The sequence below is a fragment of the Bacteroides sp. GM023 genome (genome assembly GCF_014750685.1).
GTDB lineage: Bacteria > Bacteroidota > Bacteroidia > Bacteroidales > Bacteroidaceae > Bacteroides.
The window spans coordinates 34,637-51,173 of sequence record NZ_JAAXGE010000011.1; the positions used below are offsets into that span (position 1 = coordinate 34,637).

Annotated in this window: 17 protein-coding genes; 10 read left to right on the forward strand and 7 right to left on the reverse strand. The window is 46.2% G+C overall.

Translation table 11 applies throughout. The features are described 5' to 3' along the window. Positions 1–20 precede the first annotated feature (20 nt). Positions 21–1,157: a dTDP-glucose 4,6-dehydratase gene (rfbB, locus tag HC965_RS21265; protein ID WP_191033348.1), complete on the forward strand. Its 1,137-nt coding sequence runs from the start codon at positions 21–23 to the stop codon at positions 1,155–1,157. A gap of 83 nt (positions 1,158–1,240) precedes the next feature. Here the strand turns inward: rfbB and HC965_RS21270 are convergent, their stop codons facing one another. Then, positions 1,241–2,134, reverse strand: a complete 894-nt coding sequence (locus HC965_RS21270; protein ID WP_191033450.1) for a 1,4-dihydroxy-2-naphthoate polyprenyltransferase — start codon at positions 2,132–2,134, stop codon at positions 1,241–1,243. Between the two features lie 151 nt (positions 2,135–2,285). Here HC965_RS21270 and HC965_RS21275 point away from each other — a divergent pair, with 151 nt between their 5' ends. Next, on the forward strand, positions 2,286–3,350 hold the full coding sequence (locus HC965_RS21275) for a metallophosphoesterase (RefSeq protein WP_191033349.1): 1,065 nt from the start codon (positions 2,286–2,288) through the stop codon (positions 3,348–3,350). A 185-nt stretch (positions 3,351–3,535) separates the two neighbouring features. After that, positions 3,536–4,825 (forward strand): ATP-binding protein, encoded by a 1,290-nt coding sequence (locus HC965_RS21280; RefSeq protein WP_191033350.1) that lies wholly within the window; start codon positions 3,536–3,538, stop codon positions 4,823–4,825. On the opposite strand, the gene nadD is transcribed toward HC965_RS21280, so the two are convergent. The 4 genes from nadD to HC965_RS21300 are packed head-to-tail and all read right to left on the reverse strand — an operon-like array spanning position 4,822 to position 7,261. Continuing rightward, a complete protein-coding gene (gene nadD / locus HC965_RS21285) occupies positions 4,822–5,418 on the reverse strand; it encodes a nicotinate (nicotinamide) nucleotide adenylyltransferase (protein WP_191033351.1) in 597 nt (198 codons plus the stop codon). The two genes, HC965_RS21280 and nadD, sit on opposite strands and share 4 nt — an antisense overlap. A gap of 27 nt (positions 5,419–5,445) precedes the next feature. Continuing rightward, positions 5,446–5,730, reverse strand: a complete 285-nt coding sequence (locus tag HC965_RS21290) for a YciI family protein (RefSeq protein ID WP_191033352.1) — start codon at positions 5,728–5,730, stop codon at positions 5,446–5,448. A 36-nt stretch (positions 5,731–5,766) separates the two neighbouring features. Further along, entirely contained in the window at positions 5,767–6,333 is a 567-nt protein-coding gene (gene gmk, locus HC965_RS21295) for a guanylate kinase (RefSeq protein ID WP_191033353.1), read from the reverse strand. 49 nt (positions 6,334–6,382) lie between these two features. Beyond that, positions 6,383–7,261, reverse strand: coding sequence for a YicC/YloC family endoribonuclease (locus HC965_RS21300; RefSeq protein WP_191033354.1), 879 nt, complete (start codon positions 7,259–7,261; stop codon positions 6,383–6,385). Between the two features lie 89 nt (positions 7,262–7,350). Between HC965_RS21300 and tsaB the strand changes: the two genes are divergently transcribed. The 7 genes from tsaB (at position 7,351) to rseP (ending at position 14,241) form a co-directional block, all read left to right on the forward strand. Next, a complete protein-coding gene (tsaB, locus tag HC965_RS21305) occupies positions 7,351–8,040 on the forward strand; it encodes a tRNA (adenosine(37)-N6)-threonylcarbamoyltransferase complex dimerization subunit type 1 TsaB (RefSeq protein ID WP_191033355.1) in 690 nt (229 codons plus the stop codon). Positions 8,041–8,094: 54 nt separating this feature from the next. Further along, a complete protein-coding gene (locus HC965_RS21310; protein WP_044654931.1) occupies positions 8,095–8,706 on the forward strand; it encodes a DUF4290 domain-containing protein in 612 nt (203 codons plus the stop codon). A 100-nt stretch (positions 8,707–8,806) separates the two neighbouring features. Next, the gene (murA, locus tag HC965_RS21315; protein ID WP_191033356.1) at positions 8,807–10,111 is read left to right on the forward strand and encodes a UDP-N-acetylglucosamine 1-carboxyvinyltransferase; all 1,305 of its coding nucleotides are present in this window, start codon (positions 8,807–8,809) and stop codon (positions 10,109–10,111) included. Beyond that, a complete protein-coding gene (gene rimM / locus HC965_RS21320; protein ID WP_191033357.1) occupies positions 10,108–10,656 on the forward strand; it encodes a ribosome maturation factor RimM in 549 nt (182 codons plus the stop codon). Before murA ends, rimM begins: the two co-directional genes overlap by 4 nt. 109 nt (positions 10,657–10,765) lie before the next feature. Beyond that, positions 10,766–11,626: a M23 family metallopeptidase gene (locus HC965_RS21325; RefSeq protein ID WP_191033358.1), complete on the forward strand. Its 861-nt coding sequence runs from the start codon at positions 10,766–10,768 to the stop codon at positions 11,624–11,626. A 2-nt stretch (positions 11,627–11,628) separates the two neighbouring features. Beyond that, positions 11,629–12,834: a 1-deoxy-D-xylulose-5-phosphate reductoisomerase gene (locus HC965_RS21330; RefSeq protein ID WP_191033359.1), complete on the forward strand. Its 1,206-nt coding sequence runs from the start codon at positions 11,629–11,631 to the stop codon at positions 12,832–12,834. Positions 12,835–12,885: 51 nt separating this feature from the next. After that, positions 12,886–14,241: an RIP metalloprotease RseP gene (rseP, locus tag HC965_RS21335; protein WP_191033360.1), complete on the forward strand. Its 1,356-nt coding sequence runs from the start codon at positions 12,886–12,888 to the stop codon at positions 14,239–14,241. 267 nt (positions 14,242–14,508) lie between these two features. Here rseP and HC965_RS21340 read toward each other — a convergent pair whose 3' ends face one another. After that, entirely contained in the window at positions 14,509–15,915 is a 1,407-nt protein-coding gene (locus tag HC965_RS21340; RefSeq protein ID WP_191033361.1) for an MFS transporter, read from the reverse strand. Positions 15,916–16,077: 162 nt separating this feature from the next. Then, positions 16,078–16,536: an anaerobic ribonucleoside-triphosphate reductase activating protein gene (gene nrdG / locus HC965_RS21345; protein WP_191033362.1), complete on the reverse strand. Its 459-nt coding sequence runs from the start codon at positions 16,534–16,536 to the stop codon at positions 16,078–16,080. Position 16,537: the final 1 nt, after the last annotated feature.

The following is a 16,537-nucleotide window of genomic DNA, read 5'->3' on the forward strand; positions in this document are numbered from 1 at the left end:
ATCAACATAATAAATAAAATATGAAAACTTATCTAGTGACCGGTGCCGCAGGTTTTATCGGTGCGAATTACATTAAGTACATCTTGGGCAAGTATAACGACGTCAAAGTCGTGATACTGGACGCTCTGACGTATGCGGGTAACTTAGGAACGATTGCCAAAGACATCGACAACGAACGCTGCTTTTTTATCAAGGGAGATATTTGCAGCCGCGATGTGGTAGACGGTCTTTTTGCTGAGTATCGTTTTGACTATGTGGTGAATTTTGCTGCCGAAAGTCATGTAGACCGCAGCATCGAAAATCCGCAACTGTTCCTGATTACAAATATTCTCGGGACACAGAACTTGCTGGATTGCGCACGTCGCGCATGGGTGATGGGTAAAGACGAACATGGTTACCCGACCTGGAGAAAGGGTGTACGCTATCATCAGGTATCTACCGACGAGGTGTACGGTTCGCTCGGAGCCGAAGGGTATTTCACCGAGGCTACCCCGCTTTGCCCTCACAGCCCGTACAGTGCTTCCAAAACGAGCGCGGATATGTTCGTGATGGCTTATCACGACACGTATAAGATGCCGGTTACGATTACCCGCTGTTCAAATAACTACGGACCGTATCATTTCCCTGAGAAATTGATTCCATTGATAATCAAGAATATCCTCGAAGGAAAGCATCTGCCTGTCTACGGTGACGGCAGCAACGTGCGCGACTGGCTTTATGTGGAAGACCACTGCAAAGCAATCGACGTCGTAGTGCGTGAAGGCAAGGAAGGAGAAGTGTACAACGTAGGCGGACACAACGAGAAGACAAATCTCGAAATTGTGAAGCTGACTATCTCTACCATTCACCGTCTGATGGCGGAGAACCCCGAATATCGCAAGATTCTCAAGAAGAAAGTGAAAGATGCCAACGGTGAGATTTCCATCGATTGGATGAACGAAGACCTGATTACTTTCGTCAAAGACCGTTTGGGACACGACCAGCGTTATGCTATCGACCCGACGAAGATTACCGATGCTTTAGGCTGGTATCCCGAAACAAAATTCGAAGTTGGAATAGTGAAAACTATTGAATGGTATTTGGAAAATCAAGCCTGGGTGGAAGAAGTTACCAGTGGCGATTATCAGGGATATTACGAAAAGATGTACGGAAAATAAATTGAGAATTGAGAATTAAAAATTGAGAAATAATAGTGTTGCGGTATTAGCGTAGCTATTTTTCAATTTTTAATTCTCAATTCTCAATTTAACAACATTCCGATAGATAAAAGAATGCCCATAAGCAGCATATTACGCGAAGTCTCGCCTAATATGCTGTTTAATTTTTTACCACTGTATATCTTTACCATCCGTCTCCAGGTGAAGAAATGAGGAATCAGGTAGAGCTGCGGGAGAAGCGCGGCATAGATATGTCCTTCAAAAAGGAAAAACAGGCAGAGGAGAGAAGCCGCAATCCCCAGTGTCAGATAGAAATAGCGTCCGAACTTCTCGCCGAAACGGACAATAACCGTTCGTTTTCCGCTCCGTGCATCCGCTTCGCGGTCCCGATAATTGTTTACTACCAGCAAAGTGTCGATAAGCAATCCGCAGACAAGAGAAGCGACAGTGACGTCCGGTGTCCATGTCAACGCTTGCACATAGTAAGTTCCGCCTACGGGTACGAATCCGAAAAAGACAATGACTAATACATCTCCCCAACCATTGTAGGAGAGGGGATAAGGTCCTGTAGTATAAAGAAAAGCGAACAATACGCAGAGTACTCCAACAATAATAAGTTCCCATCCGGCAAAGAAAAGCAGTGTGCAACCGATAAGACAGGCAAGGGCAACAGTCATAATAATTCCTGTTTTCATCGCTTGTGGAGAAATCCATCCTTGTGCACAGGCGCGTTCAGGCCCCAATCGGTCTTCACGGTCAGTTCCTTTGAGAAAGTCGAAAAGGTCATTGATGAAATTGGCGGCAATCTGCATCAAACTCGCAAACAGGCAGCAGATAAGTGCGGGCAACCAGTGAAAATGCCCGTCCATCGTGGCGAGTGCCGTACCTATCAATACGGGGGTGATAGCTCCTGTGAGTGTTTTTGGACGTGCTGCTAATATCCATGCTTGCAGTGAGTTACGTTTCACAACTTCCATGCTTTTAGGTTTTACACCTTCCCTGTTTTTATGTTTTACTGCTTCCATGCTTTTATACATTATAAAGAGTTTTGACGGACAAAGATACATGATTTTTTGTATCTTTGCGTCTCAAAAAACTTCAAACTATAAAGAATATAAGAGAGAGAAGATGAAAAAAACAATATACCCGTTTATTCTGTTAGCACTGCTTGTACTGGTTTCCTGTAAGTCGAAAAAGAATGTAGTGGCTACTTTGCCGCGTCCTGTCCTGAATGTTGATTCTGTTTCTGCGGACATCGCTGATACTGCGGGTGTCATAGCGGATTTATTCACCCCCGACCATTCGCAACTCAAAGACCTGAATGTCTCGAAAAGTGAGAACAGCCAACCTAAGAAACAGGAAGCTGTCACCGACGAGAAACATAATGACTGGGTGCTCCGTGGCACGAAAATAACTTCTTCGTCAGTTGATGTTCCTTCCGGCTATACGGGCATAGACCGTGTAGTAAAGTATGACTTTACACACCGTGATGTTCCCGAAGCATTCGAAGGTTTTCGCATCGCTTTCATTTCCGACTTGCACTACAAGAGCCTGTTTAAAGAAAAAGGCTTGAACGACCTTGTCCGTCTCCTGATTGCTCAAAAGGCAGATGTTCTCTTGATGGGTGGCGACTATCAGGAAGGTTGCGAATACGTAGAGCCTTTATTTGCCGCGCTTTCTCGGGTAAAGACACCAATGGGGACTTACGGAGTGATGGGGAATAATGACTACGAACGTTGTCACGATGACATTGTGCGTACAATGGAGCATTATGGAATGCGTGTGTTGGAACACGCAGTGGATACGCTTCGCAAGGACGGTCAGCAGATTATCATTGCCGGAGTGCGCAATCCTTTCGACCTTACACGCAATGGTGTATCACCGACTCTTGCGCTTTCTCCCAGAGATTTCGTGGTTCTACTGGTGCATACACCGGATTATATAGAGGATGTTTCAATAGCAAATACAGACCTTGCCCTGGCAGGACATACACATGGCGGACAAGTCCGTATCTTCGGAGTGGCTCCGATACTGAATTCGCACTACGGCAACCGTTTCTTAACCGGCTTGGCATATAATTTCGCAAAAATTCCTTTGATAGTTACCAATGGCATCGGCACTTCACAAATGCCGATTCGTATCGGCGCTCCGGCAGAAATAATAATGATAACACTACATCGGCTGACGGAGTAAATACACTTTCTTGCACGACTTTTTGTTGAGTATCACACTTTTTGGTACGACTTTTCGGATGAATACTACACTTTTCTGTACGACTTTGTGTTAAATGTCACATTTTTCTGCACGACTTTTTGTGAATCTCCTTTTTGCTATTTATATTTGTATCTCATAAATCGTTGATAATAAAAGGAAAGAGTATGAGAAGAGACGCAATGCAGCAGTTGCATGATTGGAAAGAGAAGGTTTCACGGAAACCTTTGATTATTCGTGGTGCACGCCAAGTGGGAAAAACGTGGTTGATGAAGGAATTTGCTGCGACCTCATATAAGCAGTTTGCTTACATCAACTTCGAGGATAATGAAGTGATGAAAGACGTTTTTCAGAAGGATTTTGATATTGAACGTATTTTGATGGCGATACAGTTGGTCACCGGGGTAGTAGTAGATACTGATACACTGATAATTTTTGATGAACTTCAGGAAGCATCTCGCGGATTGACGGCTTTGAAATATTTTCAGGAGAAAGCGCCGCAATATCATGTGATTGCGGCAGGTTCTCTGCTAGGTATTGCTATGCACAGGAATGATTCTTTTCCGGTCGGAAAAGTCGATTTTATAGATTTGTATCCACTTTCCTTTTCCGAGTTTTTGGAAGCTGTGGGGCAGGAATCTTTTGCCCGTTTACTTGCGAAGCAAGATTGGAATTTGATTTCTACTTTTCGTTCTAAGTTTGTCGATTTTCTGAAGCAATATTATTTTATTGGCGGAATGCCTGAAGTAGTAAATGCCTTTGTAGAGCATAAAGACTATACGGAAGTGCGTCAGTTGCAACAGAATATTTTGGATTCTTACGACCGTGACTTTTCTAAACATGCGCCAATCGCTGAAGTTCCGCGTATTCGTATGGTATGGCGTTCGGTACCGGCACAGTTAGCAAAAGAAAATCGTAAGTTTATCTACGGAATAGTAAAAGAAGGAGCAAGAGCTAAAGATTTTGAATTAGCTATTGAGTGGTTGATGGATGCGGGGCTTATTTATAAGGTGAATCGGGTGAAGAAAGGTGGAATCCCTTTGTCGGCTTATGAAGACTTCTCGGCTTTCAAGTTGTTTTTGTTGGATACAGGATTAATGGGAGCGATGAGTGGATTGCCACCTCAGGCTTTGTTGGAGGGGAATGTGCTGTTTACTGATTACAAAGGAGCAATAACAGAGCAATATGTGTTACAACAATTGAAGTCTGTAAAAGGATTGAATATATACTATTGGTCCTCGGATACTTCCAGGGGGGAATTGGATTTTCTGTTGCAAAAAGATATTCGAATTATTCCGGTCGAAGTAAAAGCGGAAGAGAATTTGCAGTCTAAAAGTTTGCGCTCTTTTATTGAAAAGAATGCAACATTGCGTGGAGTTCGTTTTTCTATGTCAGATTACCGCGAGCAGGATTGGATGACGAATTATCCGCTATACTCAGTTGGGTATGTACTTTAATTACTTCCCAAATCTTTGTTGTTTCCCATATTCTTGATTGCTTCCCAAACCCTTGGATGCAAAAAATACCGGATATCCTTTCCTGCATCCAGTGCTTCACGAATAAACGTGGAACTGATTTCGAACACAGGAGAATGGACGAGCCGTACAGTTTCCGGCAGTTCCGTTTCATTTACGGGGAAGCCGGGGCGGGGATAGATAATGATTTGGTTCTCATTGATGATTCGCTCCGACTGATACCAGCGGTCGAAACGTGCCCAGTTGTCCGAACCAATAATGAAGTGAAATTCGCGTTCGGGATACGTTTCGCGTAACTTTTCTAATGTATGTACGCTGTAAGAAGGACGGGGCAGGTGAAATTCAAAATCAGAGACTTTGAAGCGGGGATAGTCGTCAATGGCAAGTTCCACGAGCTTGAGACGGAGTTCGTCACTCCATAGCTCCGCCTGTGTTTTCAGAGGATTTTGCGGTGTCACCATAAACCAAATTTCATCCAGTCCCTCATATTCGCAGAGGTAGTTGGCTAAAGCGAGATGTCCGATATGAATCGGATTGAAAGACCCGCTGAAGATTCCGGTTTTTAGCTTTTTCATAAAATATCCCCTGCCTTATATTACAGTTTATTTATCCAATAGCTCTTGAAATTGCTGTACAGCCTTATTTGCTTCAAATTCTATTATTTGATAGTCGGCAACTGCGTTGAAAGGGTCTTCCTTTATTATCTCCTCTACCTCTGCCCGGCTTTTTGCCCGACAAAGTATAATTCCTCCTTCACGGGGAACTTGCGGGCCGGAAGCTAGAAAATTTTTGGTTGCGTAATACTTGTCAAGGTAACGACAATGTGCATCCAGCAGTCCAAGAATCTTCTCGATAGGAGCTTTATATGTTAATATTAATATAAACATATGCTTTCAATTTTATATTCAATAACAAAAGGACCATCAAGAATTTAAAAACTCCTTGATAATTTTCAATGCTTCCACTTTGGCTAATTCCAGATTGTCATTCACTATGACACAATCGAATTGCGGGGCAAATCCTAATTCATATTCCGCCTTGGCGATACGGCTTTCAATTATCTCCGGAGCATCCGTTCCGCGACCTTCCAAGCGGCAGCGCAATTCTTCTACCGAAGGCGGCTGGATAAATACCGATAAAGCACGGTCACCGTAAAACTTCTTAATATTGCATCCGCCTACCACATCAACGTCGAATACTACATTCTGTTCTGCTTCCAGTTGCTTCTCCACTTGCGCTTTCAGCGTGCCGTAATAACGGTCTTTGTACACTTCTTCGTATTCAAGAAACTCATTATTCTCTATGCGGCAGCGAAACTCTTCGGGAGTAAGAAAGAAATATTCAATCCCGTGTTGCTCAGTTCCGCGCGGTGGACGACTGGTGGCAGAGATAGAAAACGCAAGATTCAAGTTCTGCGTCAGCAGAAAATTGATGATAGTAGATTTTCCCGAACCTGACGGAGCGGAGAAGATAATTAATTTGCCCGGCATAAATTTGACAAAGAATTAAAAATGAAAAATTAAGAATGAATGAAAACCTTTACATCACGTTCAGCACCTGTTCTTTAATCTGTTCCAGTTCGTCCTTCATCTGAACGACGATTTTCTGCATTTCAGCGTGATTGGACTTGCTGCCTAACGTATTGATTTCGCGTCCCATTTCCTGAGCGATGAAACCTAACTTCTTGCCCTGTCCGCTACCGCTTTCCATGGTGCTGATAAAGTATTTCAAGTGATTGCCGAGACGTTGTTTCTCTTCGTTGACATCCAACTTCTCGATATAATAAATCAATTCCTGTTCCAGACGGTTCTTGTCGTAATCCATGCTCAATGTCTTTTCGAGAGCATCCGTGATACGTTCCTTCACCTTGTCCACACGTTCTTTCTCGTACGGAGCGATTTTCTCGAGCAGGCTGCTGATATTCGCAATCTTCTCACGGAATTTCTTCTCCAGCGCGGCACCTTCCTGTTTGCGGAAATCTACAAGATGACCAATAGCTTCGAGCACGGTGGCATGCACAGCATTCCATTCCTCTTCCGTCAGTTCCTGAATTTCCGTTTTCGACATAACGTCCGGCATGCGGAGCAAAGTCTGGAACCAGTCGGCAGGTACAGGAATTTCAAGATTCTCCGAGATAGCCAAAATCTGCTTGTAGTAACCCTCAACCATTGCCTGATTGATAGGAGTAGCATTATCCGCACCCTCTTTCTTTTCAATCCACAGGCTGAAGTCAACCTTTCCACGTTCCAGCACTTTAGAAATCTCGTTACGGATTTCAATCTCTTTTTCACGATAAGCCGGAGCAATGCGGGTGGATAAATCCATAGCTTTGCTATTGAGCGACTTTAGTTCTACATTTATTTTTTTGTCGGGGAGTTCGGCCGTAGCTTTGCCGTATCCTGTCATAGACTGTATCATAACCTTAAAGTTTTGTGCAAAAGTACACGAATATTTTAAGAATTGGAAATAATCACGTAAATTTGCGACAATTTAATAACCTGATTTTTATGTCGTGTATACTGAATATTGAAACCTCTACCTCTGTTTGCTCGGTAGCGGCCAGTCAAGACGGACAGACGATTTTTGTGAAAGAAGACTTGAAAGGCCCTTCACACGCCGTGTCTCTGGGAGTATTTGTAGATGAAGCGTTGTCGTTCATAGACAGTCATGCCATCCCGTTGGATGCGGTCGCGGTGAGTTGCGGCCCGGGTTCTTACACAGGACTTCGGATAGGAGTTTCGATGGCAAAAGGAGTTTGTTACGGACGCAATGTCCCCTTGATAGGAGTACAGACGCTCGAAGTATTGAGCGTCCCCGTGCTGTTGTATCACGACCTGCCCGAAGACGCGTTGCTCTGCCCGATGATAGATGCACGCCGCATGGAAGTCTATGCAGCCATCTACGACCGGAGCTTGAACGTGAAACGTGCCATCGCCGCCGACATCGTCGACGAAACGTCTTACCTCGAATATCTCGACCGCCAGCCAGTCTATTTCTATGGCAACGGAGCCGCCAAATGCCGCGAAAAGATTACGCATCCCAACGCGCATTTTATCGACGACATCCATCCGCTGGCAAAAATGATGTTCCCCCTCGCAGAGAAGGCAGTAGCCACCGAAGATTACAAAGACGTAGCCTACTTCGAACCTTTCTACCTGAAAGAATTCGTAGCTTCCATGCCTAAAAAACTTTTATAAGACTTGCCTGTTATGAATTATCCATCATCCATTGTAGAATTATCCATTAAAGATATGCAATATAACACTCAACAGAAAAGAATGCCGCTTCCTGAATACGGACGCAGCATCCAGAACATGGTCGATTATGCATTGACTATCCAGGACCGTGCAGAACGTCAGCGTTGTGCCAACACCATCATCAACATCATGGGAAATATGTTCCCTCATCTGCGTGATGTGCCCGATTTCAAGCACAAGCTGTGGGACCACCTCGCCATCATGTCCGGTTTCGAATTGGATATCGACTATCCTTATGAAATCATCCGTGAAGATAACCTGGTGACACGTCCCGACCACATTCCTTATTACACCTCCCGTATGCGTTACCGTCACTACGGACGCACATTGGAAATCCTGATAAAGAAAGCCATCGAATTTCCCGAAGGAAACGAAAAGAGAAACCTCGTAGCCCTCATCTGCAACCACATGAAGAAGGACTACATGGCATGGAACAAGGATACGGTAGACGACAAGAAGATTGCCGAAGACCTCTACGAACTTTCCGACGGCAAACTCCAGATGACGGATGATATCGTCCGCCTGATGGCAGAACGTTTGAATCAGAACTATCGTCCGAAGACGAACTATACCAATAACCGTCAGAACACTAAGAGAAGATATTAGAAAAAAGTATTAGGAATTAGGTATGAAGTAAATACCTGATATTTAACGCCTACTACTTTGAAACATGACGCTAATACTTAATACTTAAAACTAAATATCAATGGCTTCATTTGTAATTGAAGGAGGACATCGGCTCTGCGGGGAAATTCATCCGCAAGGTGCCAAAAACGAAGTTTTGCAGATAATCTGTGCCACGTTGCTGACCGGTGAGGAAGTGACAGTGAACAATATACCTGACATTTTGGATGTCAACAACCTTATCCAACTCCTGCGCGAGATGGGCGTGACAGTTGCAAAGAAAAGCATTGACTCTTATAGCTTTAAGGCTGAAAACGTAGACCTCGCTTATCTCGAAAGCGATGAATTTCTGAAGAAATGCTCCAGCCTGCGAGGTTCTGTGATGCTGATCGGCCCGATGGTTGCACGCTTCGGCAAAGCATTGATATCCAAGCCGGGTGGAGACAAAATCGGTCGCCGTCGTCTGGACACTCACTTCGTCGGCATTCAAGCCCTGGGCGCGAATTTCCGCTACGACGAGGAACGTGGAATCTACGAAATCACCGCCGACAAACTTCGCGGTAACTATATGTTGCTCGACGAAGCATCCGTCACCGGAACCGCTAATATCGTGATGGCCGCCGTCCTTGCCAAAGGCACTACCACCATCTACAACGCTGCCTGCGAACCGTATTTGCAACAACTCTGCCGCCTGCTCAACCACATGGGAGCAAAAATCAGCGGCATCGCATCCAACCTCCTCACCATCGAAGGCGTGGAAGCACTGCATGGCGCACAGCACACCGTACTGCCCGATATGATTGAAGTCGGCAGCTTCATCGGCATGGCAGCCATGACAAAAAGCGAGATAACCATAAAGAACGTCTCTTACGAAAACCTGGGTATCATCCCCGAGAACTTCCGTCGCCTGGGCATCAAGCTCGAACAAAGAGGAGACGACATTTACGTTCCCGCACAAGAGACATACGAGATAGAATCCTTTATCGACGGCTCCATCATGACGATAGCCGACGCAACCTGGCCGGGACTGACGCCCGACTTGCTGAGTGTGATGCTCGTAGTAGCCACCCAAGCCAAAGGAAGCGTACTCATCCATCAGAAAATGTTCGAAAGCCGCCTGTTCTTCGTGGACAAACTCATAGATATGGGTGCGCAAATCATTCTCTGTGACCCTCACCGTGCCGTAGTCATCGGACACAACCACGGCTTCAAGCTGCGCGGTGCCCGCCTGACGTCTCCGGACATACGTGCCGGTATCGCCCTTCTGATTGCCGCCATGAGCGCCGAAGGAACCAGCACTATTAGTAATATTGAACAAATAGACCGCGGCTATCAGAACATCGAAGGACGTCTGAACGCCATCGGAGCCCGAATCACCCGAATATGATAAAAAAAGAAGAAGTATATAAAATAGGATTATTCAACAAACCGCACGGCATCCACGGCGAGTTACAGTTCACCTTCACGGACGATATTTTCGACCGGGCGGACTGCGATTATCTGGTCTGCCTGCTCGACGGCATCTTCGTGCCCTTCTTCATCGAAGAATACCGCTTCCGTTCAGACTCCACCGCCCTGGTGAAACTGGAAGGAATAGATACCGCCGAACGTGCCCGGATGTTCACCAATATAGAAGTCTACTTCCCCGCGAAGCACGCTGAAGAAGCCGAAGACGGTGAATTGTCCTGGAACTTCTTTATCGGTTTCCAAATGGAAGACATCCATCACGGGCCCTTGGGTGAAGTGGTCGATGTAGATACAACCACCGTCAATACCCTCTTTGTAGTCGAAAAAGACGATGAAGAACTGTTAGTTCCCGCCCAGGAAGAATTTATCCTAGGGATAGACCAGGAACAAAAACTCATCACCGTAGAGCTTCCCGAAGGGTTACTGAACCTGGATGAACTGGAGAATGGCGATGACGACGAATAAACGATGCATCGTTCATCAACCAAACAATGAACAGCTTATCAATGAAAAGATAAGCAATTCATCAACCAAAAATAGTAAATAGTAAATCGTAAAATAGTAAATACCTGCGATGCCAAAGAAAAGACGAAGTAAAGCTTTCTGGAAAAATTTCAAGTTCAAGTATAAATTGACGATTGTCAATGAGAATACGCTTGAAGAGATTGTAGGACTTCGTGTATCCAAACTCAATGGTCTTTCGGTGTTACTCTGCGTACTGGCAGTACTTTTCCTGATTGCCGCCTGCATCATTGCCTTTACTCCTTTACGCAACTACCTTCCGGGCTACATGAACAGTGAAGTCCGTTCCCAAATCGTAGTCAACGCCCTGCGTGTGGACTCCCTGCAAGAGGTTCTCAACCGGCAGAACCTTTACATCATGAACATCCAGGATATTTTCAGCGGTAAAGTCCCCATCGACAGCGTGCAGACGCTCGACTCACTGACCGCCGTCCGCGAAGACACATTGATGGAACGCACCAAGCGCGAAGAAGAATTCCGCCGTCAGTACGAGGAGAACGAGAAATACAACCTGACATCCATCACCTCCCAACCGGACGTAACGGGATTAATCCTGTATCGCCCCACCCGTGGAATGGTTTCCGACCACTTCAACGCGGAAAAGAAACATTTCGGCACGGACATTGCCGCCAACCCCAACGAGAGTGTGCTGGCTACGATGGACGGAACCGTTATCCTCAGCACATACACCGCCGAAACAGGTTATCTGATTGGCGTACAGCATAATCAGGATTTAATCTCGATTTATAAACACTGCGGTTCCCTGCTCAAAAAAGAAGGCGAACGTGTGAAGGGTGGTGAAGCCATTGCCTTAGTAGGAAACAGCGGAACCCTTAGCACAGGTCCGCATCTGCATTTCGAACTTTGGTACAAAGGTCATCCGGTGAATCCGGAAAAATATATCGTATTTTAAAAATGAATATAGAAAAGAATAAAAAGAAGAAACAAATAGCCATCTTAGGCTCCACAGGCTCTATCGGTACACAAGCATTGCAGGTTATCGAGGAACATCCCGACCTGTACGAAGCCTATGCACTGACAGCCAACAACCGCGTTGAACTACTGATTGCCCAGGCACGGAAGTTCCAACCGGAAGTCGTCGTGATAGCCAACGAGGAAAAGTATTCCGAACTGAAAGAAGCATTGAGCGACCTGCCCATCAAGGTATATGCAGGAACCGACGCCATCTGTCAGATTGTGGAAGCCGGCCCCATCGACATGGTACTGACAGCCATGGTTGGTTACGCCGGACTGAAACCGACCATTAACGCCATCCGTGCCAAGAAAGCCATCGCGCTGGCAAATAAAGAAACGCTCGTCGTAGCCGGCGAACTGATTAATCAATTAGCGCAGCAATATCGCACACCGATTTTGCCCGTAGATTCTGAACACTCGGCAGTTTTCCAGTGTTTGGCAGGAGAAGTCGGCAACCCGATAGAAAAAGTAATACTCACCGCTTCAGGCGGACCTTTCCGCACCTGCACCCTGGAACAACTGAAATCTGTTACCAAAGCGCAAGCCCTGAAGCATCCCAACTGGGAGATGGGAGCCAAGATAACCATCGACTCCGCTTCCATGATGAACAAAGGTTTCGAGGTAATCGAAGCCAAATGGCTGTTTGGCGTCCAGCCCAGCCAAATCGAAGTAGTGGTACATCCCCAATCCGTCATCCACTCGATGGTGCAGTTTGAGGACGGTGCGGTGAAAGCCCAACTAGGCATGCCCGATATGCGCCTGCCCATCCAGTACGCTTTCTCTTACCCCGACCGTATCAGCTCTTCTTTCGAACGTCTCGACTTTGCCAAGTGTACAAACCTGACGTTCGAGCAACCCGATACAAAACGATTCCGCAACCTCGCCCTGGCCTATGAAGCCATGTACCGGGGTGGCAATATGCCTTGTATCGTCAATGCCGCCAACGAAGTAGTAGTAGCCTCCTTTCTGAAAGACGGCATCAGCTTCCTCGGCATGAGCGACGTAATAGAAAAGACCATGGAACGCGCTATGTTTATAGCGAATCCTACATATGACGACTATGTAGCCACCGACGCAGAAGCACGAAGAATAGCTTCCGAACTCGTGTGCCGGCAAAGTCTCTGTGTAAAACCCAGTAATTCGTAAATAGTATTTTGTAAATAGTAATTAGTAAATTGTAAATAGTAAATAATAAACATGGAAACATTTTTGATTCGTGCCCTGCAATTGATAATGAGCTTATCTTTGCTCGTTGTCATTCATGAAGGCGGGCATTTTCTCTTTGCCCGTTTGTTTAAGGTACGCGTAGAAAAATTCTGCTTATTCTTTGACCCTTGGTTCACTCTATTTAAGTTCAAACCGAAGAAAAGTGATACAGAATATGCCGTAGGCTGGCTGCCGTTAGGCGGCTACGTAAAGATAGCCGGTATGATTGATGAATCAATGGATACCGAACAGATGAAACAACCCGAACAACCGTGGGAATTCCGTTCCAAACCGGCGTGGCAACGCCTGTTAATCATGGTCGGCGGCGTACTGTTCAACTTCCTGCTGGCACTCTTCATCTACTCAATGATACTCTTTGCCTGGGGCGACCAATATATAAAGGTACAGGAAGCCCCCCTCGGTATGGACTTCAACGAAACCGCCAAATCAGTCGGCTTCCAGGACGGTGACGTACTTATCTCTGCCGACGGCGTTCCTTTCGAACGTTATGATGGCGATATGCTCAGCCAAATAGCCGATGCCCGTGAAGTAAGCGTTCTCCGTAACGGCGCAAAAGCCTCCGTTTACATTCCCGAAGACCTGATGCAACGCCTGCTGGCAGACAGCGTCCGCTTTGCATCCTACCGTTTCCCATACGTAATCGACAGCGTAATGGTGAACTCTCCCGCAGCGCAGGCAGGCATCTTGCCGGGTGACAGCATCATCGCCCTGAACGGAAAACCAATCTCCTTCTCCGACTTCAAAGAAACGATGGCAGAGCGCAAGAAAAACGAAGCCACTCTGCTCAAAGACAGCATCGACCCACGTCTCATCACACTGACCTACGTACGTGGTGGCGCGACAGATACATTAAGCATGCGTGTAGACTCCGCCTACCTTATGGGAGTATCTGCCTGCCTGGTGACAGACCGTCTGCTGCCAATGGTGAAGAAACAATACGCCTTCCTCGAATCCTTCCCCGCCGGTGTATCCCTCGGTGTAAAAACCCTGAAAGGCTACGTTGGCAACATGAAATACCTTTTCTCCAAAGAAGGAGCGAAGCAACTGGGTGGTTTCGGAACCATAGGCAGCATCTTCCCCGCAACATGGGACTGGCATCAATTCTGGTACATGACAGCCTTCCTTTCCATTATCCTGGCTTTCATGAACATCCTGCCCATCCCCGCACTTGACGGCGGTCATGTCCTGTTCCTGTTCTATGAAATGATAGCCCGTCGCAAACCGAGCGACAAGTTCATGGAATACGCTCAAATGGCGGGAATGATTCTCCTTTTCGGTCTGTTGATTTGGGCCAACTTCAATGATATATTAAGGTTCTTCTTCTAGCACTTGAAAGTGCAATAGAATAAATTAGAGTAAATGCCTTAGACGTAAAATAGTCTATCATTGAAATGCAGATTGAGAGTGTGATGAAACCCTTATAAACAAAAAGTGGTTGTCTAACAAGTCTGAAAATAACAATTTCACCCACGTTACAAGAGTTTGTAGCGTGGGTGAATCGTTTTAAACCTGTCTTGCTGGACAGTTCCTTCGTTGAAAGGAGAGTCTTTATGCCCATCCCCTCAATCCGCATTTTCAAATATTCTTATGAGCTTATTTACTTTTAAGCGTAGAAGGCTGTGACAACCTCAAACTGCTGACAATAGCCGCCACGACAGCAAATCCGCTTCCTGCCATCAAGCAGACAGCCGTACTTCGGTCATGTGTGACAAAGCTGAAAAGCAAAGCTACCAACGTCGTTCCCGTAGTCTGCCCCATCAAGCGAGCCATCCCCAACATTCCACTAGCTCCGCCCGAACGTTGCGTCGGAGCTGAAGAGATAATCGTACTGTTATTAGGCGTCTGAAACAACCCGAATCCCGCACCGCATAACATCAACCTCAAAATAATACTGATATCAGACGACTCGGCAGTCAGACTTGAAAGCGAGAAAAGCCCGACGGCAAACAGAACCATCCCGATGCTCCCCAGTATCCCCGGATGAATCCGTTCGACGAGATACCCCGCCAACGGTGCCGTGACAAGCGTTGCCAACGGCCACGGAGTGAGCAACAACCCGGTCATCACCTCGCTATGTCCCAACGTATTCTGAAGGAAAAACGGCAAAGATACCATTGCCGACATCTGCGCAATAAACGAACAAATGGAAGTAAGGATAGACAACCGGAAAATCGGTATCCGCAGCAAATCGAGCGGCAGGAGAGGAGTCGCCTGTGTCAACTGCCGACGCACATAAAACGTCCCGACCACCGCCAACACCACCAACTGAACAACAAGGAAATCCATTTTCTCATGATGCGCAAACCCATCCAGCGTATAAATCAGCAACCCGAAAGTAACCGCATTCGCTATGGCGCTGATATAATCGAACTTCCGTTTCGAAAGCTCTTCCTGCTTCGGCAAATGCTTGATGCCCAGTACCAGCGCCGTAATTCCCAACGGCACATTGATAGCAAACAACCAATGCCAACTGGCAATAGAAAGAATACCACTCGCCACGGAAGGCCCGGCTGCCGCCGATATAGCCACCACCATCGCATTAATTCCCATCCCTCGCCCAATCTGACTTTTCGGGTAAATATACCGCAACTGCGCCGTATTCACACTCGTGATGGCGGAAGCGCTGAACCCTTGAAAAATACGCGCCACCGTCAGCGTCCAAAACGAATCGGACAGCGCACAAATCAGCGAAGTGATACAAAACAACCCGATGCCCGAAAGAAACACCTTCCGGTAACCGATCATCTCCCCCAAAGCGGAGAAAGACAACAGTGAAATAACAATTGCCAACTGATACCCATTGATAATCCATGTCGTCACGGCAGGCGTCGTCCCGAAGTCGTGCGAAAGCGTAGGCAATACGATATTAACTATATTGATGTCCAGTACAGACATGCAAAGAGCGAATCCGACGGATACCACCGCCCAAATACGTTTAGGCATCGGCAATCCGTCGGATTCGTCAGATATATTATGAGTTGTATTTATTGTTTGTACCATAAAAAACTTATTCTTGTAGAAATCTCTTCTGTCCGTAAAAGTAAACAAAACAACCGTACAGGTGTTTTTGTTTCCTTTGAAAAATAAGTTTTTTTAGTGGTGGAGAAGTCCTAATCTTAACTTCAGATTTACTTCAATTTCAGTGTAAGTTCTATTGCAGATTTACCTCAATTTCAGAATCCGCTGATTACTGCTCCCCCGAAACTCCAGATAAGGAGAAAAGAGCGACTGCTCGAAACGTCCGTCCACCAAAACATCAATGTAAGGAAGAATAGCTTTCAACCGTGGTTCCGCCTGAATCTCCTCATACGTGTACCCGGTGTAGCACCACACATTCATCCCCGTCTCTTCTTTCACCCGCCTGGCAAGCGACAGAAATTCTTCGGGATGGAAGAAAGGATCCCCACCGGAGAAAGTCACCCCGTCCAACAACGGATTCGCTTTAATCTCCCTGATGATAGACGAAACCTTCTCTTCCGTCAACAGTTCCCCCGCTTCCGGATTCCAGCTTTCCGGGTTGTGGCAACCGTGGCAGTGGTGAGCGCATCCGGCAAGATAAATAGAATACCGGATGCCTGCACCGTCCACTATTGTTTCAGGATAAGTTCCTAATAAATTCATT

What these genes read in the sequence shown, in the direction of transcription:
- rfbB (WP_191033348.1), top strand. Translation starts at nt 21, where the DNA reads ATGAAAACTTATCTAGTGACCGGTGCCGCAGGTTTTATCGGTGCGAAT.
- HC965_RS21270 (WP_191033450.1), bottom strand. Translation starts at nt 2,134, where the DNA reads ATGGAAGTTGTGAAACGTAACTCACTGCAAGCATGGATATTAGCAGCA.
- HC965_RS21275 (WP_191033349.1), top strand. Translation starts at nt 2,286, where the DNA reads ATGAAAAAAACAATATACCCGTTTATTCTGTTAGCACTGCTTGTACTG.
- HC965_RS21280 (WP_191033350.1), top strand. Translation starts at nt 3,536, where the DNA reads ATGAGAAGAGACGCAATGCAGCAGTTGCATGATTGGAAAGAGAAGGTT.
- nadD (WP_191033351.1), bottom strand. Translation starts at nt 5,418, where the DNA reads ATGAAAAAGCTAAAAACCGGAATCTTCAGCGGGTCTTTCAATCCGATT.
- HC965_RS21290 (WP_191033352.1), bottom strand. Translation starts at nt 5,730, where the DNA reads ATGTTTATATTAATATTAACATATAAAGCTCCTATCGAGAAGATTCTT.
- gmk (WP_191033353.1), bottom strand. Translation starts at nt 6,333, where the DNA reads ATGCCGGGCAAATTAATTATCTTCTCCGCTCCGTCAGGTTCGGGAAAA.
- HC965_RS21300 (WP_191033354.1), bottom strand. Translation starts at nt 7,261, where the DNA reads ATGATACAGTCTATGACAGGATACGGCAAAGCTACGGCCGAACTCCCC.
- tsaB (WP_191033355.1), top strand. Translation starts at nt 7,351, where the DNA reads ATGTCGTGTATACTGAATATTGAAACCTCTACCTCTGTTTGCTCGGTA.
- HC965_RS21310 (WP_044654931.1), top strand. Translation starts at nt 8,095, where the DNA reads ATGCAATATAACACTCAACAGAAAAGAATGCCGCTTCCTGAATACGGA.
- murA (WP_191033356.1), top strand. Translation starts at nt 8,807, where the DNA reads ATGGCTTCATTTGTAATTGAAGGAGGACATCGGCTCTGCGGGGAAATT.
- rimM (WP_191033357.1), top strand. Translation starts at nt 10,108, where the DNA reads ATGATAAAAAAAGAAGAAGTATATAAAATAGGATTATTCAACAAACCG.
- HC965_RS21325 (WP_191033358.1), top strand. Translation starts at nt 10,766, where the DNA reads ATGCCAAAGAAAAGACGAAGTAAAGCTTTCTGGAAAAATTTCAAGTTC.
- HC965_RS21330 (WP_191033359.1), top strand. Translation starts at nt 11,629, where the DNA reads ATGAATATAGAAAAGAATAAAAAGAAGAAACAAATAGCCATCTTAGGC.
- rseP (WP_191033360.1), top strand. Translation starts at nt 12,886, where the DNA reads ATGGAAACATTTTTGATTCGTGCCCTGCAATTGATAATGAGCTTATCT.
- HC965_RS21340 (WP_191033361.1), bottom strand. Translation starts at nt 15,915, where the DNA reads ATGGTACAAACAATAAATACAACTCATAATATATCTGACGAATCCGAC.
- nrdG (WP_191033362.1), bottom strand. Translation starts at nt 16,536, where the DNA reads ATGAATTTATTAGGAACTTATCCTGAAACAATAGTGGACGGTGCAGGC.